Raw genomic sequence first — 15820 nt, forward strand, 5'->3', positions numbered from 1 at the left:
TTTTTCCTGCTACAGAAATAAATATATCAGAATTGATATAATACTATATTAAGAGGGATATGTTATCATTTTCCTTGATTGTAATGTAAATGGAAAGAAGGTAAGTATTATGTTAGAGGTGAATATCCGCTCAGCCGGATATGAAATTGGTGAAAAGACAGTTCATGATATTGCATTTGCAATTGAAAAAGGAGAGTTAGTGGCTCTTATTGGTGCAAATGGCGTAGGAAAGAGTACGACAATTAAGTCGATACTCGGTTTGCTTGTCAATATGGATGGTGAAATCTCGTTTGGTGAAAAGAAAAATCCATATGCATATGTACCGGAGCATCCCACTTATTATGATTATTTAACTTTATGGGAGCATATTGAATTGTTAATGGCTGCCCGTGGAAATGAAGAGGGACATTGGGAGGACAAAGCAAAGGAATTATTACATACGTTTCGAATGGAAAAACATATACACGAATACATATCAAAATTTTCAAAAGGTATGAAACAAAAATCGATGCTAATATTAGCATTTTTAACAGAGCCAGATTTCTATATTATTGATGAGCCTTTTATCGGTTTAGATCCAGTAGCCACGAAAGACTTTTTGAATTATTTATATAAAGAAAAAGAGCGAGGAGCAGGTATATTACTTTGTACGCACGTGCTGGATACAGCTGAAAGAATTTGTGAAAGATTTTTACTCATTTCGCAAGGTACATTAGTAGCAGATGGGCATTTAGAGGCGATCCAATCGTTAGCAGAAATGCCAGGACGTACACTGTTAGATTGTTTCGATGCAATTGTAAGGCGGGAACAAAATGATTAAACAACAGTTTAATAAACGGTTACGTCATGAATTGCAAAGAAAATGGAAAGCGATTCGTTCTGTAACAGATTGGACAGTAGCATTATATATTATTATTCCAGCACTTATATTTGCGGGGATCTATTATCGTTCACTATGGATGAAAGAATTATCGATGGAAGAGAACATTTATTTTGGGTTAGGTTTACTTGCGTTTTATTTTGTCACATTTTCAAGAGGAGTTCGCTCATTTTTTGAACAAGCAGATAGTTTATTTTTAATTTCGTACCCAAATCATATGCGAAAATTAATGAAGCTTGGCATTATATATACGTTAATTCGGATTGCAATAACGAACGCAATTGTAGTATTCATTATGCTGCCTATATTGATGAAAAGTATGGGAGCGACAATTATACAAATCGTACTGTTCTGGATGTTCTTTACTGTTTTTCGATTTATGCTATCGTTGTTGACGAGATTCATAAATGTACGTGTGGGGAAACGATGGGTTTTATTGATTATAAAAGATGTTATATTTTCTTTAAGTTTAGTCTATTTTGGAATCAGTGTATTTTTTATTTTTAAAAATCCATTGTATTTCATATTATTTACCGGCCTAGTAGCTGTACTTACTGTAGTCTTAGTAAAAGAAAAGATGAATTATAAAAATTTCTTTTTTAAAGAAGTTGAGAAAGAAAAAGAAGAAAGTATGCGCTGGACTGTAGGGATTATGCAAGTTGGTGGTCATGCAGCTAAACCAAGTAGTTCGAATAAAAAACCGTGGATGTTCCCTCGTTCTAAAAAGATATTAGGAAAAAATTCTGATTCGCGTATTGTAGAAGCTTTTTTAAAAGAATTTTTGCGTACAAGTAGTGCTTTAATATTTTATGTTCAAATTGTATGTATAAGTACTGTAAGTATTATCGTGACTCCGCAGTGGATAACAGCTATTATTCTTGTATTTGCTATAGTTGCTATTTCTCGCTATGCTCGTGATTATTGGAATGAATTTACGAAGAAAATGTTCCTACATTTATATTGTGATGAAGGAGAATTACTATTATTAAGGTGGAAGGCGGATCGTTATTTGCTACTTCCAGTCGTATTCATATACGGGACGGTCATCCTTTCTCAGTTTTATTTATTACCAGCAGTAATTATTGGAGTTATTTTTATAGTATTCATTGGTTGGATTGTATTTTTACCATAGAAAAAGAGCCGGAAGCGGCTCTTTTTCTAGTCTGTAACACACTGGTAAATAAAATATATTAAAAGGAATATGCTTGCGGCGGAGTACACGACATCTAAAGTCATCTGATTGCCCCCTCATTGTTGTTGTATTTATAGTGTATGAAATCTTACAATTTCATATTCAAGTGAAAAATATGTGAACGTTAACAAAATTGTAAAGTGCAAAAATTACAATCATTTTGTATAATAGAAGAAACAACCGTTATATAAAATATAATGAGTGAAAGGGGAGGGAACATAAATGCCAAATTGGTTTAGAAAAACCTTAGTCGCATTAATTACCGTATTTACGTTTGGTTTAGTGACGCCTCCTTCCATATTACTTGATAATGCCAAAGCTGCGGACAAGCCTACGAGCACAGCTGGGCAACAAAATTTGGAGAGTACGTCCTATACATATGAAGAAACAAATGATAGGTTAACCACCGATACTTTTGTTAACTATGCGATGCAAGAAGCAGAAAAGCAATCTATGCAAAAATTCGGCTCTAAAATTGGGCCTGTAATTGAAGATGAATTTAAAGATGTTGTATTACCTAAAATTGAAGAGGCAATTGCGGAACTTGCAAATGATGTGCCAGAAGAATCTTTGCAATCATTAGCGATTTCTCAAAGACCGGCTGGTGGAAATAATGAAAAGATTTTTCATGTTTATGACACGAAATCAGGAAATGACTTACTGCGATTTCATGTGAGGAGAGATCATCCACCGCAAGATGGATATTATTTTAATTTCCACTATCATCGTTTTGATGATGGATATTCAGGACACCATGAGTTAGGAAATATTTATTGGAATACGAATGTACCGCCGAAATGGTTGTCTTAAAAAGAACGAGAGAAAATCTTGTTCTTTTTTTATGTGTATGAAAGGGTAAGACATTTATGTTGTTGAATAACATAGGTTTAGGAAAAAAGAAAAGGGAGTATGGGGATGCAAAAATATATCGTTTTTGACTTTGATGGCACATTAGTAGATTCACAAAATATATTTGTACCAATTTATAATCAACTTGCTGAAAAGCATGGATATAAGACAGTTAGTGAGGAAGAAATTGAGCCTTTACGAAAATTGACTATTTCTGAAAGATGTAAAAAACTCGATGTACCACTTTATAAACTTCCTATATTGGCGTTAGAGTTTTATAAATTATATCAACCTGCTATAAAAGATCTCGTTTTATTCCATGGGATGAAAGATGTATTAGATGAATTACATAAAAAAGACTACGGGATTGCGATTATATCTTCGAACTCAGAAGAGCATATTAGGGCATTTTTACATAGTAATGGCATAGAAAATATTCAAGAAGTGTATTGTTCTAAAAATTTGTTTGGTAAAGATAAAATGATTAAAAGATTTTTAAAGTCGAAAAAGCTAACAGAACAAGATTTGTTGTATGTCGGTGATGAACAACGTGATATTACAGCTTGTAAAAAAGCTGGTGTGAATGTCATTTGGGTTTCTTGGGGGTATGACGTAATTGAGACAGTAAAAGGAGACGCGCCAGATTATATGGTTAATACGCCAGGGGAAATTGTGCAAGTAGTACAGGCGGCACATTCTCAATATAAATAAACTTCGAGCAGTTATTTATCATATTGAATTTTGGGTAGCAAAGTTTCTTACTGGCAATAAGGTGAAGGTTATACGTGGTCCAATTGAAATGAATCATTATTCGGATGTTACTATACAATAGACTTTTATGACCCGAAGGGCTTTATTGTAGAGGTTGCGTATACAGCGAATACAGAAATGTAAGGAGAATAGACATGAAGATAATTACAACGTGGAAAAACAATATACAAATAGTAAAAGATGCTGCAAATATTGAAGAAATCTCTAAAGGTTTCTCTCCTGATAAAAAATATATTATTACGACTACTGATGATGAAAAATATTTATTACGGACAGGTGATATAAAAGAGTATGATAGGAAAAAAATAGAGTTTCAAATTTTAAATGAAATGGTAAAACGTAACGTGCAGGCTCAAAGACCAATTGAACTCGGTATATTGGAGGAAGAAGATTTATGTTATAGTATTTTTTCATATTTAGAAGGAGAAGATGCTAAGAAGCTATTGCCTACATATACGCCAAGAGAACAATATGATATTGGTATAGCAGCAGGAAAAGACTTAGCAACAATGCATACACATGAAGCTCCTAAGGATATACTCCCATGGTATGAAAGAGCAATGAAAAAACATCGAAAATATGTAGATGCGTATAAAACATGCGGAATTAAAATTGAAAATGATGATAGAATCATTAAGTTTATAGATGAAAATGAAAAATATTTAAAGAATCGTCCAAATCGATTTCAACACGATGATTTTCATTTAGAAAATATAATCATACGGGATAAAAAATATGTAGGTGTTGTTGATTTTAACGGCTATGATTGGGGCGATCCACTTCATGATTTCGTAAAAATTGCATTATTTGCAAGAGACATTAGTATCCCGTATTCAATCGGACAAATAGAAGGATACTTTAATGGGAGAATACCAGAGGAGTTTTGGAAATTATATGCGGTTTACGTTGGCATGACGGTTTTTTCTTCAGTTGTCTGGAGTTTACGAGCAGCACCGCATATGTTAGATGATATGTTAGAACGTCTTACTATAGTTTTAGAGGATCATAAAAACTTTGAATTATCAAAGCCAATCTGGTTTGATAGTGAAATGATGAATAAAAAATAAGGATAGCAGGTGGGAAATCTCACACCTGCTATTTGTAAATAACTCATGAGACGGTCTCTTTACATACTATGTATGTAGTTTTTTTATGAAGGAATGAAAACCTTGACGTCTACTTTATAATATAAAAAGGGGGTGGGAAATTGAAAATCAGGCAAGGCAAATATGAAGAAATAAAAGTACGCGATAGAATTCCAGGAATGATTGAATATATAGAGGACACAATGTTACCTACTGGTTTTCACTATTATATTCCTCCTCACTGGCATAGAAGTATTGAAATTAGCCTAGTCGTATATGGAGAGGTTTTCTTGTATGTGAATGGGCAAAAAAAGAAAGTATTCGCTGGCGAATTTATTTTTGTGAATAGTGGCGATGTTCATGAATTCGCAAAAGTTAAAAATACAAGTTGTGCAGTAATGATGTTAATTATTTCTTATGAATTTCTTAAAGAGGTAAATGGAGATTTTGATAAATATAGATTTAATATAAAAGAATCAGTTGTTCAGAAAACTAACCTCCAGCAAATATTTTATGAATTAAAGGAGTTAGTCACAAATTCTGATGATTTAAGTTACATAAAAATTAATAGTTTAATTTATGAAATTGTTTATATTCTATTGCGATATTGCAAAGAAGGAGAGAGTATAGACAATAATTATCAACTTGGAAATAAACAGAAAGAAATGATTACGTATATTTATAAACATTATGATGAAGAACTTAAACTGAAAGATGTAGCTAAACATTTTTTTGTAAGTGAAGAACATTTTTCCCGTATGTTCAAAAAATCGTTCGGATCAAATTTTACCACTTTTTTAACGAGATACAGGCTCTATAAAGCGTATGAAGATATTATTAATAGTACAAATTCTATACAAGATATAGCAGTAAAACACGGATTTCCAAATGTAAAATTATTTATTTCACAGTTTAAAGAAAAATACGGATATACACCATTACAGTATAGGAAAAATATCATATCAAAAAATGACAATAATCGAATCAAATATGAACAACAATAAAAATACGTTCCATGGTACATTTTGTACATGGAACGTATTTTTATTTAGTAAACGGGAAGTTATATAATCCTGAATAATGAAAGCGTTTGAATTTAGAGGGGAGAAATATTAGATGACTAGAAAATATGACTTAGACTTATTAGAAAAAATGCAAGAAAAACAAGAAACCATCAATGTACAGGGGGCGAAAGTTTTAGTAAAAAACATACCAGATTGTGATGAAAAAGGAGCGATGGATCCACGTCTTTACAAGGACACGAAGGTTCAAATGAATGTAATGAGGTTTATGCCTAAAAATATGATGAAAATGGACGCTTCTGAAAAATCAGTAAGGAATATGCGAAAACAATTTAATGGAATTAAGAGTGTTCCAATTGTCACTAAAGACGTTAATATTACGCATAAAACAGTGAAAGCGGAAGATGGATATGATATTCCGATAAGAATTTATAACAGTGTTTCTAAACAAGAGAATGCGCCAGTTTTATACTTTATTCATGGTGGTGGATTTATGGCAGGATCACCAGATGTAGTAGAAGAACTTGTGAAATTGATAGTAGAAAAAACGGATATACTAGCCGTTTCTGTGGATTATCGATTAGCTCCGGAAAATCCTTTTCCAACTGGGCATACAGATTGCTACACTACTTTAAAGTGGATTTATGAAAATGCTGAAATACTAGGCGGTGATAAGAATAATATCTTTGTTGCTGGTGATAGTGCAGGAGGGAACTTAACACAGTATTGTACAACTAAAGATATGGAAGATGGTAGGAAGTACGTGAAGGGACAGTTGCTTCTGTATCCTACAATTAATATGTGTGATTATGAAGATGAATTTTATTCTTGGAGTATAGATAAATATGAAATTGCTCCTAAGTATAAAAAAGGATTAGAAAAAATGCTTAATATAATGCATTCAATGGTTGGAGGTATGTCAGAAGTACTTGGTACGAAAGAAATTCATTCGAAGTATTTAAGTCCATATGTTGATGTATCCCCAGACTATCCAAGTACATTTATTACGGTAGGAGAGCATGATTTTTTAATGATAGAATGTTTAGCGTATGCAGCTAAATTGACTAAAAAAGGAGTGGATACTGAAACGGTCCTTTATCGTGGTTTAGGGCACGCTTATGGAGATAATGTAGGGGTTTATCCTCAAAGTGAAGATTTAGCAATTGAGATGGGGAATTTTATATTAAAGCATAGTGGAAAGTAGGAGAAATGATGGGAAATAGAAAAGTGATATTAATTTCCAGCTTCGCTATTTTACTATGTATCTTTGCATTTACAGACTTACAAATATCCAATAGTTTATATGAACCAACTAATAAGATACTAGTACCAATGAGTCGTATTGTGGTAGGAGCCCATTTTGCTTCAGATGTTACAGTTGGAGTCGCTATTTCAGTTACTGTTTTTATGTGTTTGAAAAAATTTATATGGAAAGATAAGAAAAATAAACGCACAAATAATAATGATGTTCTTCCACATTCATTGAATCGGTAATAAGAAAGTCTTTTCCTTTGAGGGAATATAATAATTAATGCATGGCTTGTTCATTAAGCTGTTTTGTTGAACTACTCACCACTTAACATTCTCACGGACTGTTTGAAGTGGGAGTTTCCTAAGTACAGAAACCTAACGGTTTCTAATTCATTAGGCTATCCCCGTAGTTCCTACGGTTAAGAGACGAATTGCTTCATTTCTAAGATTGAGTGCTGCATTTCGATCTCTATCGTGATGTGCGCCACAAGAAGGGCAATCCCACTCACGAATGGTTAGATTTTTAACGTCTTTGTTTTTGTATTCACAATTGGAGCATAATTGACTAGAAGCAAATGTTTTAGATACTATAACAACTTGTTTGCCATACCATTTTGCTTTATATTCCAACATAGTCCGAAATTGTGACCAAGATACTTCACTAATCGCTTTTGCAAGCTTTCTATTTTTGAGCATGTTACTGACTTGTAAGTCTTCCATACCGATAACATCGTGGTTTTTGATGATTTCAGTAGAAAGTTTATGTAAGTAATCAGCTCTTGCATTTGCAATATGTTCATGGATTCGTGCAACGTTCACACGTTGTTTATTCCAGTTCGAAGAACCTTTTGTTCTTCTAGAAAGGATACGTTGTGCTTTCGCTAACTTCTCTTCTAATGTACGGAAGAATTTAGGGTTCTTGTATGTTGTGCCATCAGAAAGAATGGCAAAATCTTTTAATCCAACATCAATTCCACAAGTGGAATCAGTTTTAGGCATTTCTTGTACGCTTGTTTGAACAAAGATAGATACAAAGTATTTACCACTTGGGTTACGACGAATCGTTGCATGCAAGATACGCCCTTCTACTTCACGACTTTTAGCAAAGCGAACAAGGCCAAGTTTCGGTAATTTTATTGTGTTGCCTACAATTCCAATATTTCCGTTTGTTTGCTTAGTTGTGTAGGATTGAACTGTATTCTTTTTAGACTTGAATCGAGGCATATCATTCTGTTTCTTGAAAAAACGTGAAAAAGCATCTGCGAGGTTTTTTAATGTGGATTGAAGAGCGATACTATCTACTTCTTTTAACCAAATCGTATCCTGTTGCTTCTTTAATTGAGTAAGCTTGGCAGAGCAAGAAAAGTAGGTTAACCCTTTTCTTGCTTCTTTATACGTATCATTCCAAAGAGCAAGGAAATAGTTAAATACAAAGCGACTGCAACCGATTGTTTTAGCAATTAATATTTCTTGTTTCTTATTCGGGTAGATACGAAATTTATATGCTTTATTTACTAACATAGGTTGCACCTCACTTTTTCATCGTATATCTACAGTATACAAAAAAACGTAGGCTTACGCCTACTGACATTCATCTCCCACCTAAAATTGGTGTTTCACACCTTCACATTTTTGAGGAAGGAGTCTTCTGTCAGAAAACGATAAATAATTTAGCATTTGGGTTATCCTCATTTCATTTATTAAATTCAATAATAGGATTGGTTGCAAGGTGAATTTCTAATTCCGAAATAATAGAGGGAAGAGTAATCTTCCCTCTATTTAATTTGTTATTTAATTTTCGTAAATGTAAGAGGCTGAGTACTTAAAGTTGCAGGTACGTGTAATTGAAGAGTCGGGAATTCACCATTTACATTCATATCATAAGCGAATAAAAGCCCCATTTTCATTTGGAACAAACTAATTGATGCTGAGAAGATGTTGTAATGATGATGTTTTAGCTGAAATTCCATATCCATAAATTGTACATGTAGGAAATCATCTTGTTTGTATACTTTCAGTGTTCCATAAGCGGGATGCTCAAAAGTTCCAGTGTAGTCATCTAATGCATGAGAAGGGGTAGTCCCTTTTATTGGTTCGGGAAGTGATGTAGTTGCCTCTTTCATCATTTCTTTCATTTTTTCACTATCTTCTACAGCGCGTTCATGCCAGTCAATATATTCTAGTCCGAGAAGTTCGTCGTAAATATGTTTTGTAATATAAGTAGGGAGTACAGTTTGCCCTGAATTTGTTAATACGATAACACCGATATTTTCGTGGGGCATAAATGACACAAGTGCAGAAAATCCATCAATATTACCACCATGGTGAATAAGTTTATAACCGCGGTAAGCACTAATAAACCAACCTAGTCCATAGCTATTTAATGGTGATTCACTTGTTGATAACATTGGCTGATCCGGGATTGGAGTGTGTGGTGTATACATTTCTTGGAGTAGTTCAGTAGAAATCAAATCATGATTTTCTGTTTTTCCTTCGTTTAAATGAAGCAAAACCCATTTTGCCATATCTTCAATGGTAGAGTTAATACATCCAGCCGCTCCAACTGTATCAATATTTCGGAATGGAATTTCTTTCATTTCACCATTATCTTCAGTGTAAGGTAATGCATAATTATCTGTATTTTGTGAGTCTGTAACAGAGAAGTTTGTATGCCTCATATTTAAAGGTTCTAAAATATGTTCTGTAACGTATTGCTCCCACGCTTGATTCGTAATGTTTTCTACAATATAACTAATTGTCGCATACATTAAGTTGTTATAAAGAAATGCTGTGCGGAACGGTGCATCAAGTGATAAATGTTTTATTTTTTCAACAAGATCTTTTCGAGTTAAGGAAGAACTGTACCAAAGAGCATCGTGACGACTTACCCCAGTACGATGAGAAGCTAAATCTCGTCCTGTAACTTGCGAGTTAGCGAGCATATCGGATAGAGAGAAGTTAGGTACGTAAGTTTGGACAGGAGTATCCCAATTAAACTTTTTTTGCTGTGCTAATAAGCTTAATGAAAGCGTACCGAATGCTTTCGTCGCAGAACCGATTGCGAATCGTGTCTGCGGAGCAACAGCCTCTTTTTTCTCTATGTTACGATAGCCGAAACCTTCTGAAATAATTACTTCACCATCTTTTATAACAGCTATAGCCGCTCCAGGAACGTGTAAATCCTTCATCATCTTCTCAACATTATGTTGTAACGTACTTAAAACAGGAGTTTTGATTTTAGACATGCTTCCAACCTCCAAATATAATTTTTATGTTCCGCACTATACTTTCTGTAATAGAAAAGTGAAAACCTTTTTTAATATTGAAAGTTAATAATTTTGTAAGAAATATTGAAAGAATTTTTATTAATTTGGATTATTAAATTCGCTGTTTTTCATGTTATGATAAATCTCATATAAGATTGAAAGAAGGTTTTCCTACATATGAAACATGCTGAATATGAATACTTAAATTTATGCCGTCATGTAATGGAGCACGGTACGAAGAAAGAAGATCGTACAGGGACAGGTACTGTATCTGTATTTGGATATCAAATGCGTTTCGATCTAAGTAAAGGATTTCCTTTATTAACGACAAAGAGAGTCCCATTTCGCCTAGTAGCAAGTGAACTGCTTTGGTTTATGAAAGGTGATACAAACATTCGTTATTTATTGCAACATAATAATAATATTTGGAATGAATGGGCGTTTAAGAGCTGGGTAGAAAGCGATGAGTATACTGGCCCTGATATGACAGATTTCGGTCTTCGCTCACAACAAGATGAGGAATTTAAAGTGCAGTACGATGAGCAAATGGAATTGTTTAAAAAGAACGTTTTAGAAGACGATGAATTCTCAACGAAATTTGGATATTTAGGAGACGTATACGGAAAGCAGTGGCGTGCTTGGAAAACGACAGCTGGTGAGACACTTGATCAATTAAAAGATGTAATTGAAATGATTAAGAAAACACCAGATTCACGCCGTCTAATTGTGTCTGCTTGGAATCCTGAAGATGTACCAAGTATGGCTTTACCGCCTTGTCATACGCTATTCCAGTTTTATGTAGCAGATGGAAAGCTTTCTTGTCAGTTATATCAAAGAAGCGGTGACATATTCCTTGGCATTCCATTTAACATTGCAAGCTATTCACTTTTAACACATTTAATTGCACATGAATGTGGTCTTGAAGTAGGAGAGTTTGTTCATACAATTGGAGATGCACACATTTATACAAATCATTTTGAACAAGTAGAAAAGCAATTGGCACGTGAACCACGCCCGTTCCCTAAACTTACATTAAATCCAGATGTGAAATCTGTGTTTGATTTTGAGATGGAAGATTTAACGATTGAAGGATATGATCCACACCCAGCGATTAAAGCACCGGTTGCAGTGTAATTGTAGAGGAGATGACAAGATGATTGTTTCATTTATGGTCGCAATGGACGAGAATAGAGTAATTGGTAAAGATAATAACTTACCTTGGCGTTTACCGAGTGAATTACAGTATGTAAAGAAAACGACGATGGGTCACCCACTTATTATGGGGAGAAAGAACTATGAAGCAATTGGTAGACCATTGCCTGGAAGACGTAATATTATTGTAACACGTAATGAAGGGTATCATGTTGAAGGTTGTGAAGTAGCACATTCTGTAGAAGAAGTGTTTGAACTATGCAAAAATGAAGAGGAAATCTTTATTTTCGGCGGAGCACAAATTTATGATCTCTTTTTACCTTACGTAGACAAGTTATATATAACAAAAATCCATCATGCATTTGAAGGAGATACATTCTTCCCAGAAATGGATATGACAAATTGGAAAGAAGTTTTTGTTGAAAAAGGTTTAACGGATGAAAAGAATCCGTATACGTACTATTATCATGTATATGAGAAGCAACAATAATAAGAAGGATTGATGTGAAATTCACATCAATCTTTTTATTTGTATTCGTTAATATAAGTTTATAGATGATATTCAATAGTGCTATAATGAAATCTAGCATGTAAAAATGCTAAAATTTTCAAAAGTATTCATATAGAAAGAGGAGGAGAATCGATTGAAAAAGATATGGGGGATTCTTTTTCTTTGCTTAACGTTCATGTTAGTTGGATGCGGTAAAGAAGAAAAACCACAAGAAGCGTTTGATACATATACAAAAGCATGGAATAAACAAAAATTTGCAGAAATGTATGATCAATTATCAGAAAAGGCAAAAAAAGATATTTCAAAGAAAGAGTTCACTGAGAAATATGAAAAAATTTATTCTGGCATTGAAGTGAAAAACTTAAAAGTAGAAGCAGGAGAAGTAAAAGAAGATAAAAAAGATGAAGGTCCTGTTCCTTTTAAAGTAAGTATGGATACAGTTGGTGGTAATATCTCTTTTGGCCATGAAGCAAAAATGGTGAAAGAAAAAGATGGAGATAAAGAATCTTGGAAAATAGATTGGACTCCTGATTTCATTTTCCCTGGCATGACAAAAGATAGTAAAGTGCGTATGCAGGCAACACAACCAAAACGTGGTGAAGTTTACGATCGTAATGGAAAAGGTCTTGCGACGAATGGGAAAGCTTCTGAGATTGGAATTATTCCAGAAAAATTAGATGAAACTGCTCCGCAAACGAAAGAAGCAGTAGCGAAGTTGTTAAATATGTCTGTAGAAGAGATTGATCAAAAACTAGCTGCGAAATGGGTAAAACCAGGGTATCTCGTACCAATTGGAATTTTGCCTGAGGGAGCAACGCAAAATACGTACATCGATTTACCTGGTGTTGCAGCAAAACCTGTAAATGTTCGTACATATCCGTTAGGGGAAGCAGCAGCGCATCTTACTGGTTATATCGGAAAAGTAAATGCAGAAGATTTAAAAACGCTTCAAAAGAAAGGCTATCAAGCCGATGATCCAGTTGGTAAAGCTGGATTAGAGCAAGTATTGGAAGAACAGCTACGCGGGAAAAAAGGTGGCCGTGTCTTCATGGAGGATGCACAAGGAAAAGAAATTAAAAATTTAGCGAAAACAGATGCTGTTGATGGAGAAAATGTAACTTTAACTATCGATAGTGTTGTTCAAGAAAAAACGTATAATGAAATGAAAGGAGAAGCTGGTTCAAGTGCGGCAATTAATCCGAAAAGTGGAGAAACAATTGCTCTTGTAAGTAGTCCAGCTTATAATCCTAATTTAATTGCACGAGGAACATCAAAAGCACAGCGCGAGGCTTGGAATAATGACCCGAAAAAACCGATGACGAATCGATTTACACAATTATCGGTACCAGGTTCTGTATTTAAGCCAATTACAGGTGCAATTGGTCTTGAAACAAAAACAATCGATCCAAAAGAAGAATTGAAAATTGAAGGACTGAAATGGACGAAAGATTCTTCTTGGGGCAATTATTACGTAACACGTGTAAAAGATGCAAATCCGATTGATTTTGATAAGGCAATGAAATACTCGGATAATATTTATTTCGCACAAGAAGCTTTGAAAATTGGAAAAGATAAATTTATGGCTGGGGCGAAAAAATTCGGATTTGATGAGAAATTACCAATTGAATACGGATTCCCAGCTTCTAAAATCGCAAATGATGGCATAAAAAATGATATTCAAATGGCAGATACAGGATATGGACAAGGACAAGTCTTAATGACTCCTCTTCATTTAGCTTTAACGTATGCACCGATTGTAAATGATGGAACGATTCCATCGCCATATCTTATTAAAACAGATAAACAACCAAAAGCTTGGAAAGAGAACGTGATTTCTAAAGAAAATCAAGATATATTGAAAACGGCTTTAACGAAAGTAATTAACGATCCAGATGGTACGGGGAAAATTGCGAAAATTGATGGTATGACCCTTGCTGGTAAAACAGGAACAGCAGAATTAAAAGTATCAAAAGAGGCAGAAGGAAAAGAACTAGGTTGGTTCGCTGCGTTTGATTTAAATTCACCTGATATGGTTATTACAATGATGATTGAAGATGTAAAAGGTAGAGGTGGAAGTAATATTCCAGCTGAAAAAGTGAAACATGTTTTTCAAAAGTAGTAATTGAAGAAGACTATCTCCATGAAATATGGAGATAGTTTTTTATTTGATTAAAACCTTAATATTTATATACAAAAACTAACTGAAATAATATAACTTATTAACTTACGAAAAAAAAGTAGCTATTTTTATTGACATCCATTAAAACTTTTTGTATTATACTTACATAAGGTAAGTTATTTACTATAAAATAATAAATCTCGAATTAAAGATAAATTAGAAAAAGGGAGATAATACAATGACAAAAGTACTATTTATTACAGCAAATCCAAATTCAGCAGAAGGTTCTTTCGGTATGGCAGTAGGGGAAGCTTTCATCGAAGCATATAAAAACGAACATCCACAAGACGAAGTTGTAACAATTGATTTATTCAATACAACTGTACCAGCAATCGATGCAGACGTATTCGCTGCTTGGGGTAAATTTGCAGCAGGTGAAGGATTCGAAGCTTTAAGTGAAAATCAGCAACAAAAAGTTGCAGCAATGAACAATAACTTAGAAACATTTATGCATGCAGATCGTTATGTATTCGTGACTCCAATGTGGAACTTCAGCTACCCAGCAGTAGTGAAAGCATACTTAGATAACTTATCAATCGCAGGTAAAACATTTAAATATACTGAAAATGGTCCAGTTGGCTTACTAGAAGGAAAAAAAGCACTTCATATTCAAGCTACAGGCGGCGTTTACTCTGAAGGAGCATACGCATCTATGGACTTCGGTCGCAATCATTTAAATGCAGTATTAGGATTCATGGGTGTATCAGACACTGAATATATTGCAGTTGAAGGAATGAATGCAAATCCTGAAAAAGCACAAGACATTAAAGAAGCAGCAATTGCAAGTGCACGCGAATTAGCAAAACGTTTCTAATATAGAAAACTTCAAAATGTCCAAACACTTGTTGTTTGGACATTTTTTCTTCTTTTTCCTTCGTTTGTCTAGTATAATGAAGGTCGGAATGATAATAGGTGGGGGTTCTGTATGATTCAAACGTTTTTTAAAATCTTTTATTTAATTTTAATCGTAATTGCGATTACACCAAGGTTGTGGCGTATAAAAAGAAAAGCAAATGCGATGTCACCGCAAGAAAAAGATAGTGTTGTGTATAAAACAACAAACTGGTTTGGTAAGAAAATGGTGCGTGTAACTGGATCGACTGTAGAAGTAAAGGGACTTGAAAATGTTCCGAAAGACAAGCCAGTGCTAGTTGTAAGTAATCATCAAAGTAATATGGATATTCCTGTGTTACTAGGTTACTTAAATAAGCCAATTGGATTCGTTTCAAAAGCGGAAATTAAAAAGTTTCCGGTTGTGCCAACATGGATGGAACTAATGAATTGTGTGTTTATGGACCGCAGTGATCGTCGTCAATCTCTTAAGGCAATTAAAGATGGAATTGAACTGTTAAAGAGCGGGCATTCTATCGTGATTTTTCCAGAGGGAACGAGAAGTAAGGGTGGCGAAATCGGTGATTTTAAAGCAGGGAGTTTTCACCTTGCTGTAAAATCTGGCGTATCTATATTACCAGTAACTTTAGATGGTACATATAAGATGTTTGAGGCTAATGGAAATCGTATGAAACCAGCTCATGCAACATTAACAATTTCTAAGCCAATTACACCTGAAGAATATGCAAGTATGGATGCTAAAGAGTTAACCCAGCATACAAAAGATATTATTGCATCTCAATTACATAAGTAATAAAAAAAGTTTCAGCT

Annotated in this window: 15 protein-coding genes and 1 pseudogene; 14 read left to right on the top strand and 2 right to left on the bottom strand. The window is 34.1% G+C overall.

Annotation, left to right across the window (positions count from 1 at the left end; genetic code table 11):
- Positions 1 to 109 precede the first annotated feature (109 nt).
- From NSQ08_RS09460 to NSQ08_RS09495, 9 genes and pseudogenes are all read left to right on the top strand, one after another.
- The gene (locus NSQ08_RS09460; protein ID WP_002141616.1) at positions 110 to 820 is read left to right on the top strand and encodes an ABC transporter ATP-binding protein; all 711 of its coding nucleotides are present in this window, start codon (positions 110 to 112) and stop codon (positions 818 to 820) included.
- Entirely contained in the window at positions 813 to 2012 is a 1200-nt protein-coding gene (locus NSQ08_RS09465; RefSeq protein ID WP_061688413.1) for an ABC transporter permease, read from the top strand. Before NSQ08_RS09460 ends, NSQ08_RS09465 begins: the two co-directional genes overlap by 8 nt.
- Positions 2013 to 2294: 282 nt before the next feature.
- Positions 2295 to 2882, top strand: coding sequence for a YpjP family protein (locus NSQ08_RS09470; RefSeq protein ID WP_002031682.1), 588 nt, complete (start codon positions 2295 to 2297; stop codon positions 2880 to 2882).
- Between the two features lie 105 nt (positions 2883 to 2987).
- Positions 2988 to 3632 carry an HAD family hydrolase gene (locus NSQ08_RS09475; RefSeq protein WP_002141618.1) on the top strand — a complete coding sequence of 215 codons (645 nt, stop codon included), beginning with the start codon at positions 2988 to 2990 and terminating at the stop codon, positions 3630 to 3632.
- A 34-nt stretch (positions 3633 to 3666) separates the two neighbouring features.
- Positions 3667 to 3815: pseudogene (locus NSQ08_RS29895) on the top strand (VOC family protein); the annotation flags it as partial.
- A gap of 11 nt (positions 3816 to 3826) precedes the next feature.
- Positions 3827 to 4759 carry an aminoglycoside phosphotransferase family protein gene (locus NSQ08_RS09480; protein ID WP_340773904.1) on the top strand — a complete coding sequence of 311 codons (933 nt, stop codon included), beginning with the start codon at positions 3827 to 3829 and terminating at the stop codon, positions 4757 to 4759.
- A 140-nt stretch (positions 4760 to 4899) separates the two neighbouring features.
- Positions 4900 to 5781 (top strand): AraC family transcriptional regulator, encoded by an 882-nt coding sequence (locus NSQ08_RS09485; RefSeq protein WP_340773907.1) that lies wholly within the window; start codon positions 4900 to 4902, stop codon positions 5779 to 5781.
- Positions 5782 to 5893: 112 nt separating this feature from the next.
- Positions 5894 to 7003 (top strand): alpha/beta hydrolase, encoded by a 1110-nt coding sequence (locus tag NSQ08_RS09490; RefSeq protein ID WP_340773910.1) that lies wholly within the window; start codon positions 5894 to 5896, stop codon positions 7001 to 7003.
- A gap of 8 nt (positions 7004 to 7011) precedes the next feature.
- Positions 7012 to 7293 carry a phosphatase PAP2 family protein gene (locus NSQ08_RS09495; protein ID WP_002085886.1) on the top strand — a complete coding sequence of 94 codons (282 nt, stop codon included), beginning with the start codon at positions 7012 to 7014 and terminating at the stop codon, positions 7291 to 7293.
- A 150-nt stretch (positions 7294 to 7443) separates the two neighbouring features.
- On the opposite strand, the gene tnpB is transcribed toward NSQ08_RS09495, so the two are convergent.
- Both tnpB and NSQ08_RS09505 read right to left on the bottom strand, forming a co-directional pair.
- Positions 7444 to 8571: an IS200/IS605 family element RNA-guided endonuclease TnpB gene (tnpB, locus tag NSQ08_RS09500; protein WP_002085885.1), complete on the bottom strand. Its 1128-nt coding sequence runs from the start codon at positions 8569 to 8571 to the stop codon at positions 7444 to 7446.
- A gap of 266 nt (positions 8572 to 8837) precedes the next feature.
- A complete protein-coding gene (locus tag NSQ08_RS09505; protein WP_340773919.1) occupies positions 8838 to 10295 on the bottom strand; it encodes a serine hydrolase in 1458 nt (485 codons plus the stop codon).
- Between the two features lie 198 nt (positions 10296 to 10493).
- Here NSQ08_RS09505 and NSQ08_RS09510 point away from each other — a divergent pair, with 198 nt between their 5' ends.
- The 5 genes from NSQ08_RS09510 (at position 10494) to NSQ08_RS09530 (ending at position 15803) form a co-directional block, all read left to right on the top strand.
- Positions 10494 to 11450 carry a thymidylate synthase gene (locus NSQ08_RS09510; protein ID WP_012260863.1) on the top strand — a complete coding sequence of 319 codons (957 nt, stop codon included), beginning with the start codon at positions 10494 to 10496 and terminating at the stop codon, positions 11448 to 11450.
- A 19-nt stretch (positions 11451 to 11469) separates the two neighbouring features.
- Complete coding sequence (locus NSQ08_RS09515; protein WP_000637198.1) at positions 11470 to 11958, top strand: dihydrofolate reductase; 489 nt, start codon at positions 11470 to 11472, stop codon at positions 11956 to 11958.
- A 154-nt stretch (positions 11959 to 12112) separates the two neighbouring features.
- Complete coding sequence (gene pbpC, locus NSQ08_RS09520) at positions 12113 to 14098, top strand: penicillin-binding protein 3 (RefSeq protein ID WP_061673896.1); 1986 nt, start codon at positions 12113 to 12115, stop codon at positions 14096 to 14098.
- A gap of 238 nt (positions 14099 to 14336) precedes the next feature.
- The gene (locus NSQ08_RS09525; protein WP_012260865.1) at positions 14337 to 14972 is read left to right on the top strand and encodes an FMN-dependent NADH-azoreductase; all 636 of its coding nucleotides are present in this window, start codon (positions 14337 to 14339) and stop codon (positions 14970 to 14972) included.
- 111 nt (positions 14973 to 15083) lie between these two features.
- Positions 15084 to 15803 (top strand): lysophospholipid acyltransferase family protein, encoded by a 720-nt coding sequence (locus NSQ08_RS09530; protein ID WP_012260866.1) that lies wholly within the window; start codon positions 15084 to 15086, stop codon positions 15801 to 15803.
- Positions 15804 to 15820: the final 17 nt, after the last annotated feature.

This window comes from Bacillus sp. FSL E2-8887 (genome assembly GCF_038007205.1).
Lineage (GTDB): Bacteria > Bacillota > Bacilli > Bacillales > Bacillaceae_G > Bacillus_A > Bacillus_A mycoides.

Coding starts and splice junctions, on each gene's coding strand:
- NSQ08_RS09530 (WP_012260866.1), top strand. CDS start 15,084: ATGATTCAAACGTTTTTTAAAATCTTTTATTTAATTTTAATCGTAATT.
- NSQ08_RS09480 (WP_340773904.1), top strand. CDS start 3,827: ATGAAGATAATTACAACGTGGAAAAACAATATACAAATAGTAAAAGAT.
- NSQ08_RS09495 (WP_002085886.1), top strand. CDS start 7,012: ATGGGAAATAGAAAAGTGATATTAATTTCCAGCTTCGCTATTTTACTA.
- NSQ08_RS09490 (WP_340773910.1), top strand. CDS start 5,894: ATGACTAGAAAATATGACTTAGACTTATTAGAAAAAATGCAAGAAAAA.
- NSQ08_RS09510 (WP_012260863.1), top strand. CDS start 10,494: ATGAAACATGCTGAATATGAATACTTAAATTTATGCCGTCATGTAATG.
- NSQ08_RS09460 (WP_002141616.1), top strand. CDS start 110: ATGTTAGAGGTGAATATCCGCTCAGCCGGATATGAAATTGGTGAAAAG.
- NSQ08_RS09475 (WP_002141618.1), top strand. CDS start 2,988: ATGCAAAAATATATCGTTTTTGACTTTGATGGCACATTAGTAGATTCA.
- tnpB (WP_002085885.1), bottom strand. CDS start 8,571: ATGTTAGTAAATAAAGCATATAAATTTCGTATCTACCCGAATAAGAAA.
- NSQ08_RS09515 (WP_000637198.1), top strand. CDS start 11,470: ATGATTGTTTCATTTATGGTCGCAATGGACGAGAATAGAGTAATTGGT.
- NSQ08_RS09505 (WP_340773919.1), bottom strand. CDS start 10,295: ATGTCTAAAATCAAAACTCCTGTTTTAAGTACGTTACAACATAATGTT.
- NSQ08_RS09525 (WP_012260865.1), top strand. CDS start 14,337: ATGACAAAAGTACTATTTATTACAGCAAATCCAAATTCAGCAGAAGGT.
- NSQ08_RS09470 (WP_002031682.1), top strand. CDS start 2,295: ATGCCAAATTGGTTTAGAAAAACCTTAGTCGCATTAATTACCGTATTT.
- NSQ08_RS09465 (WP_061688413.1), top strand. CDS start 813: ATGATTAAACAACAGTTTAATAAACGGTTACGTCATGAATTGCAAAGA.